A 16,073-nucleotide genomic window follows, 5' to 3' on the forward strand; every position below is an offset into this window, starting at 1 on the left:
CGATTCATTGCAGTTTGGGAGGTCTTGACGTGACAGGATCTGAGAGATGAACAAAAAAGAACTATCCGAACGTGATATATGTACCAAATAAATCACCCCAGCCATCGAAAAGGCCGGATGGGATATCCAAACTCAAGTAAGAGAGGAAGTAACCTTTACCGCAGGCCGCATCATCGTTCGCGGTAAGCTCCATGCCCGAGGTAAAAAACGTCGGGCAGACTACATCCTCTATCATCAGAAAAACCAACCCATAGCGGTCATCGAGGCCAAAGATAACAAGCACAGCATGGGCTCCGGAATGCAGCAAGCCCTGAGCTATGCAGAAGCACTTGATATTCCCTTTGTGTTCTCCAGTAATGGAGATGGCTTCAAATTTTACGACCGCACGGGTAATGCAGATCAAACCCAAACAGAGTTGTCCCTTAATGAATTCCCTTCGCCTGGTGAGCTATGGAGTCGCTACTGCCAGGCAAAAGAATTAGACGAGCCAGCTCAAAAAACCGTCAATTACCCTTATTTCGATGATGGTTCCGGGCGCACTCCGCGCTACTACCAGGCAAACGCTATTAACCGCACTATTGAAGCCATTGCCAAAGGCCAGAATCGAGTTCTACTGGTCATGGCAACTGGAACCGGGAAGACCTATACCGCTTTCCAGATCATCTGGCGGCTCTGGAAATCTGAAAAGAAGAAGCGCATTCTGTTTCTTGCCGACCGCAATATTCTTGTGGACCAAACCAAGTCCAACGACTTCAAACCCTTTGGCCCAGCGATGACCAAAATTGAAAAGCGCCAGGTCAACAAAGCGTTTGAGATATATCTGTCGCTCTATCAGGCCGTTTCAGGCAATGAAGAAGAAAAAAACATCTATAAACAGTTTGATCCTGATTTCTTTGACCTGATTGTCATAGACGAATGCCATCGTGGTAGCGCCCGTGAAGACTCTGCATGGCGAGAAATTCTGGAATACTTTTCCTCTGCAACACACGTTGGTTTAACCGCCACCCCAAAAGAGACGAAGGAAGTCTCCAATATCCATTACTTTGGTGAACCTGTTTATACCTATTCTCTAAAACAAGGGATTGAAGATGGCTTCCTGGCACCATACAAAGTCATCCGATTTGATTTCGATATTGATCTTGAAGGCTGGCGACCACAAAAAGGACAGATCGATAAGTATGGCAACCTGATTGAAGACCGCATATTCAACCAGCGGGATATGGACAGAAACATTGTCTTTGACGAGCGAACCCAACTGGTAGCGCTGAAGGTTACTGAGTATTTGCAGAAAACCGATGAGTTTCAGAAGACCATCGTTTTCTGTGACGACATCGATCATGCTGAACGCATGCGGGAAGCACTGGTGAATTTGAACCCGGATCGGGTGAAAGAGAACCGCAAGTATGTGATGCGGATTACCGGTGATAACGAAGAAGGCAAGGATGAGCTGGATAACTTCATTGACCCCGAATCCACTTATCCGGTCATCACCACGACAAGCAAGTTGATGACGACCGGTGTGGATGCCAAAATATGCAAGCTGATTGTTCTCGATCAGAGCATCCAATCCATGACTGAATTCAAGCAAATCATTGGTCGTGGCACCCGTATTGATGAAGATCACGGCAAACACTGGTTCACTATCATGGACTTTAAAAAAGCCACTGAACGTTTTGCCGACAAAGACTTCGATGGCGAGCCGGTACAGATATTCAAGCCTAAGCCAGGTGAGCCCATTATCCCGCCAGAGGATGAACCTGAAAATCCCGAAGGAGAAGGTGGCGGAGGAGGAATAGAGGAAGATCCGCCGATCATCACTGATCCACCCAGCGAAATAACACCGGAACCTGAGCCAGAACCCATACCACCCGGAGGGAGCGATGAAGGCGACCCTGAACCACCGCCGGAGTCACCCCGCATCAAGTACCATGTCAAAGGGCAGGCGTTTAAAGTCACCAAATATCGAGTTCAGCATCTGGATGTCAGCGGCAAACTGGTCACCGAATCCATGCACGATTACACCAAACAGTGTGTCGTAAAGCAGTATGCCAGCATGGATGATTTCCTCCGCAAGTGGTCCGCTGCCGACAAGAAAAAAGCCATAATTGATGAACTGACAGAACTGGGTGTTTTCTGGCAGGAGTTACAAGATAATGTCGGCGAGAAACTGGGAACAGAATTGGACCCGTTTGACTTGATCTGTCACATTGCATTTGACCGGCCAGCCCTCACTCGACGGGAGCGTGCCAATAATGTGAAGAAGCGAAACTATTTCAGCCAATACGAAGGGGTAGCTCGTCAGGTGCTGGAAACATTACTCGACAAATACGCCGATGTGGGCATCGAGCCAGTGGAAGATATGACTATTCTGACAGATCAGGCATTTAGCCAGATAGGTGCGCCAATAGAATTGGTAAGAGCGTTTGGTGGCAAGTCTCAGTACCAGAAGGCGTTTAAAGAACTGGAAGCGCAACTGTATTATTTGGATAGGTAGTACCTTGATGCAATGACAAATGTTAAACATCCATCGTTTAAAGCATTCCTTGATTCACTGCTTACCAGCGACGATATTGTCAGCAAACTACGAACCCAGCCTGCTGACAGCTTTTACCGTGAGTCGAAGTGGCATACTATTGCCGACTTACTACAGCATTACCCTGAGTTACTGGAAGCCCTTAATGGCTACGCTTTCAAGGGGTGGGATAGCTCTATCGCCTTCTCCGACAGACAGCTCAAAGCCTGTTATTTGATTGATGAAGACTACATCAATGAAGGACGGGCGTTCGTTTTATTTAACCTGGTTGCAACAAGCTGGTTTCACCTGTCCGAAGTCAGCCATCAGGCCGTTTACTGGGAAATTTCTGAAGACCAATGAGTATCACGAGTACGATCAAATCCATTCAGGATCTTATGCGCCAGGACGTAGGGGTAGACGGTGATGCCCAGCGTATTGGTCAGCTGGTCTGGTTGCTTTTTCTGAAAATCTTTGACGACCGGGAGCACGAGTGGGAGCTGTTCAAAGAACACTATGAATCACCTATTCCGGAAGAATTGCGCTGGCGGAACTGGGCCGCAGACCCTGCAGGCATTACCGGTGACAAGCTTAAAAAGTTTATCGACAATGAGCTGTTTCCGGAATTACAAACCCTTCAACCAAAGGGTGATGATCAACGAGCCTTCGTGATTCGCAGTGTATTTGAAGATGCATACAACTACATGAAGTCAGGCCAGCTGATCCGACAGGTCATTAATAAAATTCAGGAAAGCATCGACTTTAACAAGGCACAGGAACGTCACGCCTTTGGGGATATCTATGAACAAATTCTCAAAGACCTGCAAAGTGCCGGTAACGCAGGGGAATTCTACACCCCCCGAGCCGTTACCGAGTTTATGGTGAGCCAGATCGATCCAAAACTGAATGAAAAAGTCATGGACCCCGCTTGTGGAACTGGCGGCTTTTTGACCTGCACGATTGAGCATAAGCGTAAGCATTACGTTAAAGTGCCCGCCGATGAACAGACGCTACAGTGCAGCATATACGGTGTAGAGAAAAAGCCTCTTCCTCACCTGCTCGCCACCACCAATATGATTCTGCACGGCATTGAAGTGCCTAGCCAGATACGTCACGACAACACCCTTTCCCGCCCATTAACTGACTGGAAAAAAGATGAACGGGTAGACGTGATTGTGGCTAATCCGCCTTTTGGGGGCACAGAAGAGGAAGGAATAGAAAAAAACTTCCCGGCCAATATCCGAACCAGAGAAACGGCTGATTTGTTCATGGCGTTATTTATTCGCCTGCTCAAAGAGAATGGTCGTGCTGCTGTGGTCTTGCCAGATGGCTTCCTGTTTGGCGAAGGCACCAAATCGAAGCTGAAAGAAAAGCTGCTGGAAGAGTGCAACCTGCACACCATTGTCCGTTTACCCAATGGTGTGTTTAACCCCTACACCGGCATTAAAACCAACCTGCTGTTTTTTACCAAGGGACAACCGACAGAAACCATCTGGTTTTACGAACACCCTTATCCGGAAGGTTACAAGAACTACAGCAAAACCCGGCCCATGCGGGTGGAAGAGTTCAAAGCTGAGCAAGCATGGTGGGGCAACGAAGCGGATGGTTTTGCCAGCAGGGTACAGAATGAGTTTGCCTGGAAAATAGACTTCAAAACCATCAAAGCTGAAGCCGAAAAAAAGGCACAGCCACACAGAGATAAAGAAGCCGACTACAAGCAACAGGCCATCCGGCTGGAATCCAGCGTTAAGCAGCTAAAAGAAGATCTGAAAACCGTCTCTGTTGTCAGCAAAAAAGCAGCCCTGAACGAACAGATCAGGCAGCAAACCCAGGAAGCCAAAACTCTCAAAGCAAAAGCCGACACGGAAAAGAAAGCAGCCGATGCCATCTACTGGCCAATCTACAACCTCGATATCGACAACCCTCATATCGGCGAACAAGTCAGTCATGACCCGGATGAGCTGTTGAGCCAGTACGCTGCTCAGCAGAAGGAAATGGCAGAAACCCGCCGTCAGCTGAAAGAAATTTTGGCACAAGCCCTAACTGGTAACACTGAGAAGGGAGTCAAATGATGTTAAACGCCGTTAGCGAAAACTTTGACCTCTGGGGCAGTGCTCACACAACCAAAAGTGCGTCCGGCCGAGGCAGTAGCAGCAAGCTGGATTTGCATGGCATTAAGAAATTGCGGGAGCTGATTCTGGAGCTGGCGGTTCGGGGAAAGCTTGTGCCGCAGAACTCGAACGATGAACCGGCTTCGGTTTTGTTGGAGCGGATTGCGGCTGAGAAAGCACAGTTACTCAAAACAAAGAAGATTAAAAAACAGAAGCCTGTTCCACCTATTACCGATAAGGAAAAACCTTTTGTACTGCCGGAAGGATGGGTTTGGGTTAGGTTTGGCGATGTGACGTTTAACCGCGATGCCGAACGGGTGCCGTTATCTGTTAGTCAACGCAGAAGCCGCCAAGGAAAGTATGATTATTACGGTGCTTCCGGGGTGATTGATTCAATTGATGGCTACTTGTTTGATAAGCCGCTTTTGCTAATTGGGGAGGATGGTGCAAACCTAATCAATCGATCAACTCCCATTGCATTTATGGCTTATGGTAAGTATTGGGTAAACAACCATGCCCATGTACTGGACGGTATAACAGAAGAATTTTTGATATATCTTGGACTTTTTATCAATGCTATTTCACTGGAATCTTATGTTACTGGTACTGCTCAACCCAAGATGAATCAAGCAAAGATGAATACAATTCTTTTTGCTTTTCCCCCAGAAGCGGAGTTCATTCGTATAACAGCAAAAGTCAACGAACTAATGACTTTATGCGACCAACTGGAACAACAACAAACCAACAGCATCACCGCCCACCAAACCTTGGTGGAAGAACTGCTAGCCACCTTAACCAACAGCACTACTGCCGATGAAGTGGCTGAAAACTGGGCCAGAATTGCCGAGAATTTCGACACCCTGTTCACCACCGACCACAGCGTTGACCAGCTTAAACAAACCGTTCTGCAACTGGCGGTAATGGGCAGGCTGGTGCCGCAGAATCCGGAAGATGAACCGGCTTCAGTACTGTTGGAAAAAATTGCGGCTGAGAAAGCGCAGTTAGTGAAAGACAAGAAGATTAAGAAGCAGAAACCGTTGCCAGTGATTACCGATGAAGAAAAGCCCTTTAATCTGCCCGCTGGTTGGGTGTTTGCTCAGCTTGAGGATATCGTGGATATTCAAAGTGGTATCACCAAGGGTCGCAAGCTAGCTGGAAGAAACCTGATTTCTGTTCCGTATTTGCGAGTTGCTAATGTGCAGCGTAGTGCGCTTGATCTAACTGTGATAAAGGAAGTTGAAATTCCAATCGAGGAAAAGGAAAAATACGAAGTTATCCCCAGAGACTTGCTCATTACTGAAGGTGGTGATTGGGACAAAGTAGGTCGTACATCGGTTTGGTCTGGAGAGCTACCTTATGTCGCTCATCAGAACCATGTCTTCAAAGCCCGAATCTTCCTCAAGGAACAGAGCGAAGACTGGATTGAAATGTATCTTAATGCTCCGTTCGCAAGGGCTTATTTTGCAGGTTCCAGTAAACAAACTACCAACCTAGCATCCATCAACAAAACACAACTCAGAGGGTGTTTAGTTGCAATACCACCTGCGAAAGAGAAAAGTCGCATCGTTTCAAAAGTTAATGAGTTGATGGGGTTTTGCAACACCCTAAAATCCCAAATCCACCAAACTCAAACCACCCAGTTACAACTGGCCAATGCAATGGTCGAACAAGCAGTCGCCTGACAGTGAGGCAAGGAACTCAGTATGGCAATACAACAAGGCATCTGGAAAATGGGCAAAACCTGCCCACTGCTCCATTGGATAACGAAAACCAGCTTGAAGAGCAGGTATTTCAAGATATATCCATTCTGAACCCCGACTGCTTGCTGATCGTTCGTCAGGGTGCTCAAACGGGCTTGGGATATAAGGGATTAAAGTCACTTGATATTGATATTTTATGTTGGTGCAGGATCTAGCAGGTCACTATAGTATCCTGTTAGTGAATAACACGCTGGCAGGTTGCCAAATAAAAAATCAGGCATAAATACTGAGGTTCAATGGTTTACGAACGTCCCTGGAAAACTTTCCAGCAACAACTGGATTTGTTGGTCTCCCATAATCTGGTGGTTTCAGACAAAACTGCTGCACTTAATCATCTCCAGCGCATTGGTTATTACCGGCTGAGTGCCTACCTCTATCCATTCCGGGTCTTTCGCATTCAGCCAAATTTCCAAGTGGTTAAAGAAAACGAGTTTGTTGCAAACACACACTTTTCTGATGCCGTGAATCTCTATATTTTTGATAAGAACTTACGGCAATTGATGCTGGATGCACTTGAACGGATTGAAGTGGCTTTGAGGGTCGATATCGCTTATTTGCTCGGTGAGCGAGATACCTACGCTTACAAGAATATTGACCAGTTTCATCCGACGTTTGCAGGAAAAAATAAGCGACATGCTAACTGGCTGAAAAAATATGAAAATCTGCTGAAACGATCAAAGGAAGATTTCGTTAAGCATTATCGTCACAATCATGGTGCAGACTTACCCATTTGGGTTGCTATAGAGGTCTGGGACTTCGGGGCCATGTCGCAGCTGTTTTCGATGATGAAAGTGCCTGATCAAAGGAAAATTTCCTCAAAGTATGGGGTGACAGACTTCAAGGTATTTTCCAGTTGGTTACGCTCGTTGAACTACCTTCGTAATCTCTGCGCTCACCACAGCCGCCCTTGGAATCGCAATGTGATTGATCAGCCGAAATTACCCGCTCCGGGTGAGATTAGCTGGTGTGACCATTACCTTGGAAAGAATGAACTGATATCCAAACCCTTTCTGCTGATCAACATTGTTGCTCACCTGTTGAGTATTATTTGCCCTGCCACGAAATGGCACGACAGACTTATACAGCAGTTGGATGAATTCCCTGAAATCAAGTCCGACAGGAAGGTGTCAATAAACGATATCGGGCTACAGGATGGGTGGAAAGGACTTATAGGAAGGTAAAAATAAGAACCCCCGCGTAGGTTGCAAGCAACGAAGAGGCGGGGGCCGTGTTACCCGAAATACTAGCTCATCAGGTGGGTAAGTCAACTTAAAATCATTCAAAATGTTAAGTTTCTTTCAATACTCATTCAAAAATACCAGATGTTGTACGTCAGCCCAATTACCACCAAAAGCAAGAGTTTTATTGGGTTGAAGGTGTGAAGCCCTGCCGGTATCTCTGGTGCTAATTGCCCCGTCACACCTCCGTTGGGACGTTGTAGCATTACAGCCTGCAACAGAGCGTGCAAATATTATAGACAAAGGATGGTTGAACCGGCTTGTGTCAAGTTAAGTGTACTTTCCGGACAGACCACAGCACGACGCTAAGTCACTGATCTATCGTGTCCAATTAACTTATTTCTGCTCAATTGGACTTAGTGTAAAACAAAGCCTAGCCTTTACTTTACTCAGAATAAGAAGTAGAGGAGTGAAGTGGTCTAATGATATCCTGATGACAGCCACGAGTATTTACACAATTTGAATTACAATGTCGCAGTAAATTCAATGGATTCAGACAAGGGCCCCAGTAAATAACCGAGCAGCGTGCGTTTGCCTGCCAGAATATTTAGTTCAACGGTCATGCCGGGAATCAACTGATTATTTTCACCAAACCCTGAGCTTTCCGTCTCAATCATCGCTTTATAGTAATGCTTGGCCGTGACACTATCTAAATAGGTGTCAGCACTCACCTCCAGAACCTTGCCCTTTAGAGAACCATAAGTCGTGTAATCGTAAGCAGAAACCCGAACATTTACCGACTGACCGGGCCAGACTCTGGCTCTGTCATGTGGGGCCACCATGGCTTCGACCATCAGGGGAACGCCATCCGGGACTATCTCCGCCAATATCGAACCCGGTGAGACAACCTCGCCGATAGTATTGACATGCAGGGTATGCAAGGTACCCGTAACCGGTGCTGCCACTTTTTTACGGATCTCCCGTTCACTGGAAGAACGAATCTGTGCCTGAATCTGGGTAATTTCTAATCGGACCTTGTTGTAATTGTGCTGTGCCTCTTCACGAAAATCCGTCATCAGCTTGGTTTTCTTTAAGCGCAGCTCAGACAGGTTGGCATTAATGACCGGAATCTGCTTCGTTGACTGGTTGATTCTGGTCTCGATTTTCAGCAACACCATCTTTTTTTCCAGTTGATTATGAATCGAACCAGCACCCTCTCTGAGAAGCGTCGTCAATATATCTAACTGCTTCTGAGCGACTGCCCGCTCGTTTTTCATATCCTTAATGACCTGGTCAAGCTCAGATAGCTGGGCTTCCTCTTTGCTAATCTGTTGCCGAACAATGGAGATTTGTTCGCTGAGCTTTCTGGCACGTTTTTTATACAACTCGTGTTCGTTAAGGTAGTGCTCGTTATTTCGAGCCGTTTTTTTACTGGCAGTGATCAGTTCTTTACCCGTCATTTCCGCATACAATCGTTGCGCTTTTGCGGTCAGCCCTATGAGTCTCTGGTTCAAAATGCTGATATTTTCGGTCAGAGAAGGATTCATCACCGAAAACAACACCATGTCTTTGTGAATCCGTTGCCCTTCTGTCACGTGCAATTCGGTGAGAATACCGCCTTCGAGATGCTCAACTACACGGTTATTGCTGAAAGTAGTCACCCGGCCATGACTTTTGACAACCACGTCTATTTCGACAATGGCTGACCAAACCAGAAAACACAGGACAATAAAAGTGATGGTGAAAATAACGGAATAGCGGGAAATCGAACGAAACCGCATTCGGGTTAACAGCGGCTTCATCATTATTCGCTCTCCAACACCCTGATAACCACCTGGTTTCTTTGCTCTGTACCGGATTCGTCAAGTCTGATCTTGATAAATTCAGCGGACATACCTGCATCAAGAAGAATTTTTCGAACTTGAGAGATTCGATTGAAGGCAATTTCGTAAGAAACCGTTTTTGCCAGACTTCTGCTATTGAGCAAACTGATAACATGGATCGTTTTACCCTGAAAATCATCCATGTTTGCCTGAACCCAGTCTTGCAGCTCTTTGTTTGCGGCTTCAGAAAGCCGTGAATTGAAATCCTCGTACTTTATACGAATGAGTTTACTTTTTATCTCTGTGGATACCTGGCTCTCTAAATTAACACTCAGGGCTTCAGAAACGATTTCTTTCTCAATATCCGCTTCCACCGAAGCCTGCTGACCCGCTTCCTGCCCTTCGGTTGAACCGGCTGCCGCGTGTTCAGCTTCAATTGATGATTGCGCAATATCAAACCCCACCTGAACACTCAGCGCAGAAACGACCATAACCAACACAACAACCAGGAAAACAAAGACCAGCAGAGTGGTCGACAGAGCATCCACAAATCCGGGCCATGGGTTGCTTTCAACTTTTTTAGCCATGGTGCTCCAGTAGCAGGTGTGCGGGAAGGATATTGTCTGACTATCTATCGCCTGTCTGATCTGTTTCTTAATAACCGTCAACCCAAAGCTGAATGTAAAAAGGAACCATCCTTTGCAGTTTTCGTCTTGTGAGCCGAATAAGACTCTGAGACGTGTAGAGTCATTTTGAAAACGCGGGTAAGCAGCAAAAAAAAACAGGACAGGCAGGATCAAATTTTATGAAACTAAAAAGTCTGCTTGGAGTGAGTTCATTACTGTTTCTCTCCCCGGTGAGTGCTTTATCGTTACCTGAAGCGGTTAACAAAGCACTGGCGATTAACCCGACCCTGAAGTCTCTGGAGTCTACGGTTGAGGTTGGAAAGGCACAACTGGACAAGAGTTATGCCGACTACCACCCGAAGATTACCCTTCAGTTAGAAAGTGGCAAGAGCAACAATTCAGACAGTAACTGGCAGCAAAAACGCAAATCATCCGTAACACTTAATCAGGTTGTATACGACTTTGGCCGGATTTCCAACCAGATCAGCGCCAGAAAATACAAGCTGAATTCCTACCAACAGGATCTTGATAACGGGCGTGAGCAGCTCGTGCTGCTCACCTCAAACACCTTTCTGGAGATACTGAAACTCGAGGAGGTGATCGGCTATATCAAGGAGAATATAGCCTTTTACGATCGTTTTCTGGGCATCCTTGAAACTCGAAATCAGACAGGCGCGTCCAGCAAATCTGATGTTCAGCGTCTGACCAGTCTGAGCCAGAATGCCCAGCTTGAGTTGATCCAGTATCAGACGGACCTGACGTTTGCCCGTAAAACCTTTAAAAGCCTGACGAACATTGAGCCAGAAAACCTGACAATTCCTTCAATGGACGGACTGGTAATCAAGCAAACCCCGAAGGAACTGGTCGAATTTGCAACAACCCGGAGTTATCAGATCCAGTCTCTCAAAAAAAACATTGAGTTCGCCAAAGAAAATCGAGACAAAGCCCGTTCCGATCTTTATCCCAAATTTAACCTGAAAATTGAAACCAACAGGGAAAATTCTCTGGATACCAACGGGAAATGGTCAACCACACAGGCTGCCGGTATCACAATGAGTTATGACATCTGGGACGGCTTCAAGGCCCGAAGCAATGTTGATGAAAACAATGCCAAAGTGATGCGGGCTAATCATCAGTTACGAGAGGCTACACTGGCACTGGAAAAAGAGGCAGGGGAAGCTTACAGCGCGATGTTGAAGTTAAAAGATGAGAAGACCGTCAATAAAGAAGCACTGGAAACCAACCGTGAAATTGTCGATCTCTATTACAAAGAATTTGAATTGGGTGAAAAGACCCTGCTGGACATCACCACAGCCCAGGGGGATTACCACAACAGCAGAGTCCAGAGTGCCGTGTTCCGGTTTGAGTATTACAAAAGCACGCTGAGAATCCGTTATTACCTGAACGATGTCATCAATACTGTACGAAGTCTGGCAGACGAATCGGAATGATGCTTCAGAAGAAAAGCGAGAAAACAACGGGCAACGCGGACAAAACAGGATAATAAGGACATGTCTGAGCTGCATATTGCCGACCCGAAAAGAATAGTGAGCTTCATAAGGCGAATGCAGTTTGTCGTCGTAGCCAGTCTGATTCTGGTGTATTTTTCCAGGGATTTTTTTATCACGGCACTTATGTCGAACCTGCCCCTGAACGGTACGATTTTATCGGTGTTCATAATCGGTTCGGTGCTCTGTTTCCTTTATGTGTTTCAACTCAAAGATGATGTTCTGGTGGTTGCCAAACTGGATGAGATCCTGTTTCAAAGCAAAGACGATCTGGACAATAAGAACGACCAAAGAGATAACAACAAGCAAGAGCAGAATGAACCCGTACCCTTGAAGATGCACCTGATGGGGCCAACCGTCACCCTGCTCAAAAACAACGTGGCATCTCTGGGTGTTATCCGACTCTCGGCCCCTGCAACACGGGCCCTGATAGACTCCCTGCAAGACAGTATGAGTGAAAAGTCCGCCTTCATTCGCTACTTCACCGATCTTCTGGTTTTTATCGGGCTACTTGGAACTTTCCTCGGTCTGACCATCACCATTGGCTCCATCGGGGGCATCCTGTCTGATCTGGCGGGTGGGCTAGATGGTGGAGATATTATGGAAACCCTGATCAAGCTGATCAGGGGTCTGGAAGGACCTCTTGGCGGAATGAGCACCGCCTTCGGTTCTTCCCTTATGGGACTGAGCACTTCGTTGGTATTGGGTATTTTTCTGCTCAGTCTCGACAAGGCTGGCCATTACTTCACCTCTGCCATGGAAAACTGGCTGGCTGAGCACACAGTTGAGAGAAATTCTAATGGTGGAGCGGCTGCAACCACCGCCACTCCAGTCCTGGGAAACGGGCAACTGGAGCAGATTACCACCCAGCTCGGCACCATCGCCAATACTCTGAAGAAAATCAGCATTCAGTCTGCAAATGACAGACAGTGGCAAAGCCTGATCGCTTTACTCAAAAATAACCACCTTGAGCTGAAGACTGAGACCTCTCAGCTGTCTGAATCCTTACTGCGAGCAGAACAACATATTGAAACTTCTGCCGAGCTTCAATCGAATCAGTTAGCCCAGACGCAATTGCAACTACAGGAATCAGAAAAACTACGACAGTTGTTCACGACTCAGACCGATGCCAGCACAGAAGCACTGGGGGCCGTCCAGGAGAGCAAGCATCGGCTGGTTCAGATTGTCAACGCCCTGCTGGATGAGCAGAGAGCGCTGGGGCGTAGTCATGTGAAAACCACTGAGCAGGTCTCCGAGCTAAAAGCGTTCATCTCGCAGAAAACAGACGCCTCTGCTACCGAACTTAAAGGCGTCTCTCAGCAGTTACAGGCACTTTCCGATAAGGTTCAGGAAGATAATCAGGACAGCCAAATCAGACAATCACGAATGGAAAAGATGTTCATCTCCATGTCCAGAGCAATTAAGGATGTAAGAGCCAGAATTAAAGGCAAATGAGCAATGAGAGCTCATCGGCATATCATTGCTCTGGTCTGGAGTCTGGCCGCTTCGGCTGACGAGAGTCCGGATTTTATTTTCCCGGTGGCTTGTCGATATGGTGTTGATTGCTTTATCCAGAACTATGTTGATCATGACCCCACTGCTGGCTTCAGCGACTACCAGTGCCGTCAGCAAACCTATGACGGCCACTCTGGTACCGACATCAGGCTGGTCAACCTGCCTCAAATGGATAAGGGCGTTCCTGTGCTGGCAGCAGCCAATGGCAAGGTTGTCGCGACACGAGATGGCATTACAGATACTTATCTGGACCCGGCAAGACGTGAGGAAATAAAACAGATCGGTCTGGGTAATGCCGTTGTTATCCAGCATCGGGACGGCTGGCGCACAATTTATGGCCACCTGAAAAAAGACAGTCTGACCATCAAAAAAGGTGACCGGGTTATCCAGGGACAGCCACTGGGTGAAATCGGCCTGTCCGGATTAACCGAATTTCCCCATGTTCATTTTCAGGTGACACATCACAATAAGACGATCGACCCGTTCATAGGAAAACCGGACAGAGGCAAATGTGGGGATACCCTCAACAGTCAGTGGCTCGGGATCGCAGGCAACAAGATAGTCTACTTCCCGGGTTGGCTGTTGGATCATGGTTTCAGTCATACCCCCCCGGACAACTACCAGGCGATTGAAACCGGAAATTTTAATGACGGTTCGGGTGACAAAAACCCGCGCCTGTTTTTTTGGGTTCGATTCATCGGGCTGTCAATGGGTGATCAGGTAACATTAAGTTTCGTTGCACCCAATGGCGAACTGATCAGGCAGCATACCTTCCCGAAGCTGAAATCAGGCAAGGCACAGCAATTTTATTACATCGGCATTAATAATCCGGCTATCCAGCCGGGTCAAGCGGGTCGCTGGCAGGGAAAAGTCAGACTGAAACGCACCTCGCTCCCTCCCATTAAAAGAGCTTTTGATTATGCAGTCGGTGCTGATGATGTTGCTGACCGCTGATAATTCAGCTCTTTCAGCACTCGACTGCGACTGTCGTCACCGATAATACGACCTTCGGATATCACGATAATCCGGTCCACCAATTGCAGCAGGTTTTGCCGGTGCGTGATAAGAATCAGTGTCTGGTCGTCCTTCAGGATGCCCGGAAGACGCTGACAGAATAGTGTTTCGTTATAATTGTCATAGGCACTGGTTGGTTCATCAAGGATCAGTAAACGACTCTGACGCACTAGCGCACGAGCCAGGCAAAGCGCCTGTCGTTGACCACCGGAGAGATTCTCGCCCCGTTCCATGATTTCATGGGCGTAGCCCCGGGAGCACTTCTGAACAAATCCATCCAGACAAGCCCCATGACAGGCTTCGTCCAGCTTTTTAGTAGATGCTGCACGCTGTCCGAGCATCAGGTTACTTTTCAGTGTTCCGGCGAACACACTAGGCTTCTGCGGTGCCACAGCATAATGGCTGCGGTAATGATCCAGGTTAAGATGCTGCAGATTGCGACCGTCGATCATAACATTACCTTCAGTCGGCTCCACCAGTCCCTGAATCATGCGGATGAGCGTACTCTTCCCTGAGCCGGAAGCCCCCAGTATCGCGACTCGTTCCCCCGGCTCGATCTTCAGACTGATATTTTTCAAAATCTCTGGTTCTGTGGCTTTATATCGATAGGACACTTTATCGAATTCAATCAGTCCTTTCAGGGTTGGAACATTGAGTTTATCGTTGAGGTCATCCTCTCCTGCCAGACCTAACAGTTCGTTAATCTCTTTTAGCGCCTTGATGGAGAAGCTCAGGCGATTCACTGCCATGGCCAGACTCATCAATGGCGCAACAGCCCTGCTTCCAAGAATAATGCAGGCAAACAGGGAGCCAGAAGAAAGGTTACCGCTATGTATCTGGAATACACCCACAATAAGCATACCGATGACCACACTCTGGCTGGCACTTGCCACCAGCGTGTTTAGCAAAACATTAGACTGTTTACTGGCCTGCGATGCCCAGGCAGAAAGGGTTACCAGACTTCGCCAGCGCGCCTGAGTCTTGCGTGTTGCACCGAGTGTTTTAATCGCTTCCAGCTCTGAGCTGACTTCATAGAGAAAAGCACTTTTGGCATTATTGGCCCGGGTCAGCTGACTGGCACGATGTCGTGTACTTCGATAACTGTATATCGCAATCGGTATCAGACAGGCCGCAATGCCAAGAGGAATGAGTGCCATGACGCCACTGATCAATCCTATTACCAGTGTAAACAGAATAAAAAATGGCGCATCCAGTAGTGATAACACTATCGTTCCGGACAGAAATTCCTTAACCCGGGCAAAATTTTCCACGGCATGGGTAATGCGACCCGCAGAGTCCGGCAGTTCACTTTGTTTCAACTGAAGAAGACGCCCCATGATGAACTGTTCGCTGCGTTTTTCAATAATCCGGCAGGCGTCATCGACAAAATAAGTGCGAAGCCAGCGCAAGACAAAATCAAAGATAACCACTACCAGCATACCCATCCCCAGAACCAGGAGCGTATCTGTAGCAAAGGTTGGGATGAGTTTATCGAACACCATGTTGGTGAATAACGGTAGCGCCAGAGTCAGCAGATTGACCATCACGGTCGCCAGCAATACCTGGGCGTAGTGAGGTCGGAGTTCGTTCATCTGTGTGCGAAACCAGGAAGGCATCAATAGCTTGCTGGCAGTGGCTTTTTCCTTGTGTTCACTGAAACAGAAAATCGTGCCGGTATAAACCGATGACAATCGCGACAAAGACAGCCATAACCCCAGAGGGTACTTTCGTGACGCCACAAAATACTCACCGTTGCGAATTTCGGTGATAGTCATGAATTTTTTTTTCTTTAACTGAATGATGCAGGGTAAGTCATCTTCTGTAATATCAATGAGTTCGCTGTGTTTTTTCCTCATGTCCAGGCCACAGTAGGCGGCGGCCTGTTTAAGACGCCAATGATCAAACTCCTGACCTTCCCGTGTGAGCGCCTCTAAATCCTCACTGACAACATCGGCACCCATATAATGGCAAACGCTGAGGAAACAATCTTTGAGGTGAAATTTAAGCATACGAGGCGCTCTTTTAT

At 47.3% G+C, this 16,073-nt stretch carries 12 protein-coding genes; 9 read left to right on the plus strand and 3 right to left on the minus strand.

All coding sequences use genetic code 11. The features are described from left to right. The first annotated feature begins 91 nt into the window (after positions 1 to 91). From hsdR to ACO6V5_RS18455, 6 genes are all read left to right on the plus strand, one after another. Positions 92 to 2,494: an EcoAI/FtnUII family type I restriction enzme subunit R gene (gene hsdR / locus ACO6V5_RS18430; RefSeq protein ID WP_422409753.1), complete on the plus strand. Its 2,403-nt coding sequence runs from the start codon at positions 92 to 94 to the stop codon at positions 2,492 to 2,494. A gap of 12 nt (positions 2,495 to 2,506) precedes the next feature. After that, positions 2,507 to 2,875: a hypothetical protein gene (locus ACO6V5_RS18435; RefSeq protein ID WP_422136318.1), complete on the plus strand. Its 369-nt coding sequence runs from the start codon at positions 2,507 to 2,509 to the stop codon at positions 2,873 to 2,875. Beyond that, positions 2,872 to 4,584 (plus strand): N-6 DNA methylase, encoded by a 1,713-nt coding sequence (locus ACO6V5_RS18440; RefSeq protein WP_422409741.1) that lies wholly within the window; start codon positions 2,872 to 2,874, stop codon positions 4,582 to 4,584. The genes ACO6V5_RS18435 and ACO6V5_RS18440 overlap by 4 nt, the downstream gene beginning before the upstream one ends. Beyond that, positions 4,581 to 6,305 (plus strand): restriction endonuclease subunit S, encoded by a 1,725-nt coding sequence (locus ACO6V5_RS18445; protein ID WP_422136316.1) that lies wholly within the window; start codon positions 4,581 to 4,583, stop codon positions 6,303 to 6,305. The genes ACO6V5_RS18440 and ACO6V5_RS18445 overlap by 4 nt, the downstream gene beginning before the upstream one ends. Positions 6,306 to 6,307: 2 nt before the next feature. Then, the gene (locus tag ACO6V5_RS18450) at positions 6,308 to 6,538 is read left to right on the plus strand and encodes a hypothetical protein (protein WP_422136315.1); all 231 of its coding nucleotides are present in this window, start codon (positions 6,308 to 6,310) and stop codon (positions 6,536 to 6,538) included. A gap of 81 nt (positions 6,539 to 6,619) precedes the next feature. After that, positions 6,620 to 7,564 (plus strand): Abi family protein, encoded by a 945-nt coding sequence (locus tag ACO6V5_RS18455; protein ID WP_422139531.1) that lies wholly within the window; start codon positions 6,620 to 6,622, stop codon positions 7,562 to 7,564. A 521-nt stretch (positions 7,565 to 8,085) separates the two neighbouring features. Here the strand turns inward: ACO6V5_RS18455 and ACO6V5_RS18460 are convergent. Together ACO6V5_RS18460 and ACO6V5_RS18465 are read right to left on the minus strand one after the other, a co-directional pair. Continuing rightward, a complete protein-coding gene (locus ACO6V5_RS18460) occupies positions 8,086 to 9,366 on the minus strand; it encodes an HlyD family type I secretion periplasmic adaptor subunit (protein ID WP_422136313.1) in 1,281 nt (426 codons plus the stop codon). After that, a complete protein-coding gene (locus ACO6V5_RS18465) occupies positions 9,366 to 9,971 on the minus strand; it encodes a hypothetical protein (RefSeq protein WP_422136312.1) in 606 nt (201 codons plus the stop codon). The genes ACO6V5_RS18460 and ACO6V5_RS18465 overlap by 1 nt, the downstream gene beginning before the upstream one ends. A gap of 218 nt (positions 9,972 to 10,189) precedes the next feature. On the opposite strand from ACO6V5_RS18465, the gene ACO6V5_RS18470 reads away from it, so the two are divergent. From ACO6V5_RS18470 to ACO6V5_RS18480, 3 genes are read left to right on the plus strand one after another with little or no spacing between them, the layout of a single operon-like run. Further along, the gene (locus tag ACO6V5_RS18470) at positions 10,190 to 11,461 is read left to right on the plus strand and encodes a TolC family protein (protein ID WP_422409737.1); all 1,272 of its coding nucleotides are present in this window, start codon (positions 10,190 to 10,192) and stop codon (positions 11,459 to 11,461) included. Between the two features lie 60 nt (positions 11,462 to 11,521). Then, positions 11,522 to 12,973 (plus strand): hypothetical protein, encoded by a 1,452-nt coding sequence (locus ACO6V5_RS18475; protein ID WP_422136310.1) that lies wholly within the window; start codon positions 11,522 to 11,524, stop codon positions 12,971 to 12,973. 3 nt (positions 12,974 to 12,976) lie between these two features. Further along, complete coding sequence (locus ACO6V5_RS18480) at positions 12,977 to 13,987, plus strand: M23 family metallopeptidase (RefSeq protein WP_422136309.1); 1,011 nt, start codon at positions 12,977 to 12,979, stop codon at positions 13,985 to 13,987. Here ACO6V5_RS18480 and ACO6V5_RS18485 read toward each other — a convergent pair. After that, positions 13,951 to 16,056 carry a peptidase domain-containing ABC transporter gene (locus tag ACO6V5_RS18485; protein WP_422139525.1) on the minus strand — a complete coding sequence of 702 codons (2,106 nt, stop codon included), beginning with the start codon at positions 16,054 to 16,056 and terminating at the stop codon, positions 13,951 to 13,953. The genes ACO6V5_RS18480 and ACO6V5_RS18485 overlap by 37 nt on opposite strands. Positions 16,057 to 16,073: the final 17 nt, after the last annotated feature.

It is taken from the genome of Endozoicomonas sp. ALD068 (genome assembly GCF_049310145.1).
GTDB lineage: Bacteria > Pseudomonadota > Gammaproteobacteria > Pseudomonadales > Endozoicomonadaceae > Endozoicomonas_A.

What these genes read in the sequence shown, in the direction of transcription:
- ACO6V5_RS18435 (WP_422136318.1), top strand. Translation starts at nt 2,507, where the DNA reads ATGACAAATGTTAAACATCCATCGTTTAAAGCATTCCTTGATTCACTG.
- ACO6V5_RS18440 (WP_422409741.1), top strand. Translation starts at nt 2,872, where the DNA reads ATGAGTATCACGAGTACGATCAAATCCATTCAGGATCTTATGCGCCAG.
- ACO6V5_RS18445 (WP_422136316.1), top strand. Translation starts at nt 4,581, where the DNA reads ATGATGTTAAACGCCGTTAGCGAAAACTTTGACCTCTGGGGCAGTGCT.
- ACO6V5_RS18455 (WP_422139531.1), top strand. Translation starts at nt 6,620, where the DNA reads ATGGTTTACGAACGTCCCTGGAAAACTTTCCAGCAACAACTGGATTTG.
- ACO6V5_RS18460 (WP_422136313.1), bottom strand. Translation starts at nt 9,366, where the DNA reads ATGATGAAGCCGCTGTTAACCCGAATGCGGTTTCGTTCGATTTCCCGC.
- ACO6V5_RS18465 (WP_422136312.1), bottom strand. Translation starts at nt 9,971, where the DNA reads ATGGCTAAAAAAGTTGAAAGCAACCCATGGCCCGGATTTGTGGATGCT.
- ACO6V5_RS18470 (WP_422409737.1), top strand. Translation starts at nt 10,190, where the DNA reads ATGAAACTAAAAAGTCTGCTTGGAGTGAGTTCATTACTGTTTCTCTCC.
- ACO6V5_RS18475 (WP_422136310.1), top strand. Translation starts at nt 11,522, where the DNA reads ATGTCTGAGCTGCATATTGCCGACCCGAAAAGAATAGTGAGCTTCATA.
- ACO6V5_RS18480 (WP_422136309.1), top strand. Translation starts at nt 12,977, where the DNA reads ATGAGAGCTCATCGGCATATCATTGCTCTGGTCTGGAGTCTGGCCGCT.
- ACO6V5_RS18485 (WP_422139525.1), bottom strand. Translation starts at nt 16,056, where the DNA reads ATGCTTAAATTTCACCTCAAAGATTGTTTCCTCAGCGTTTGCCATTAT.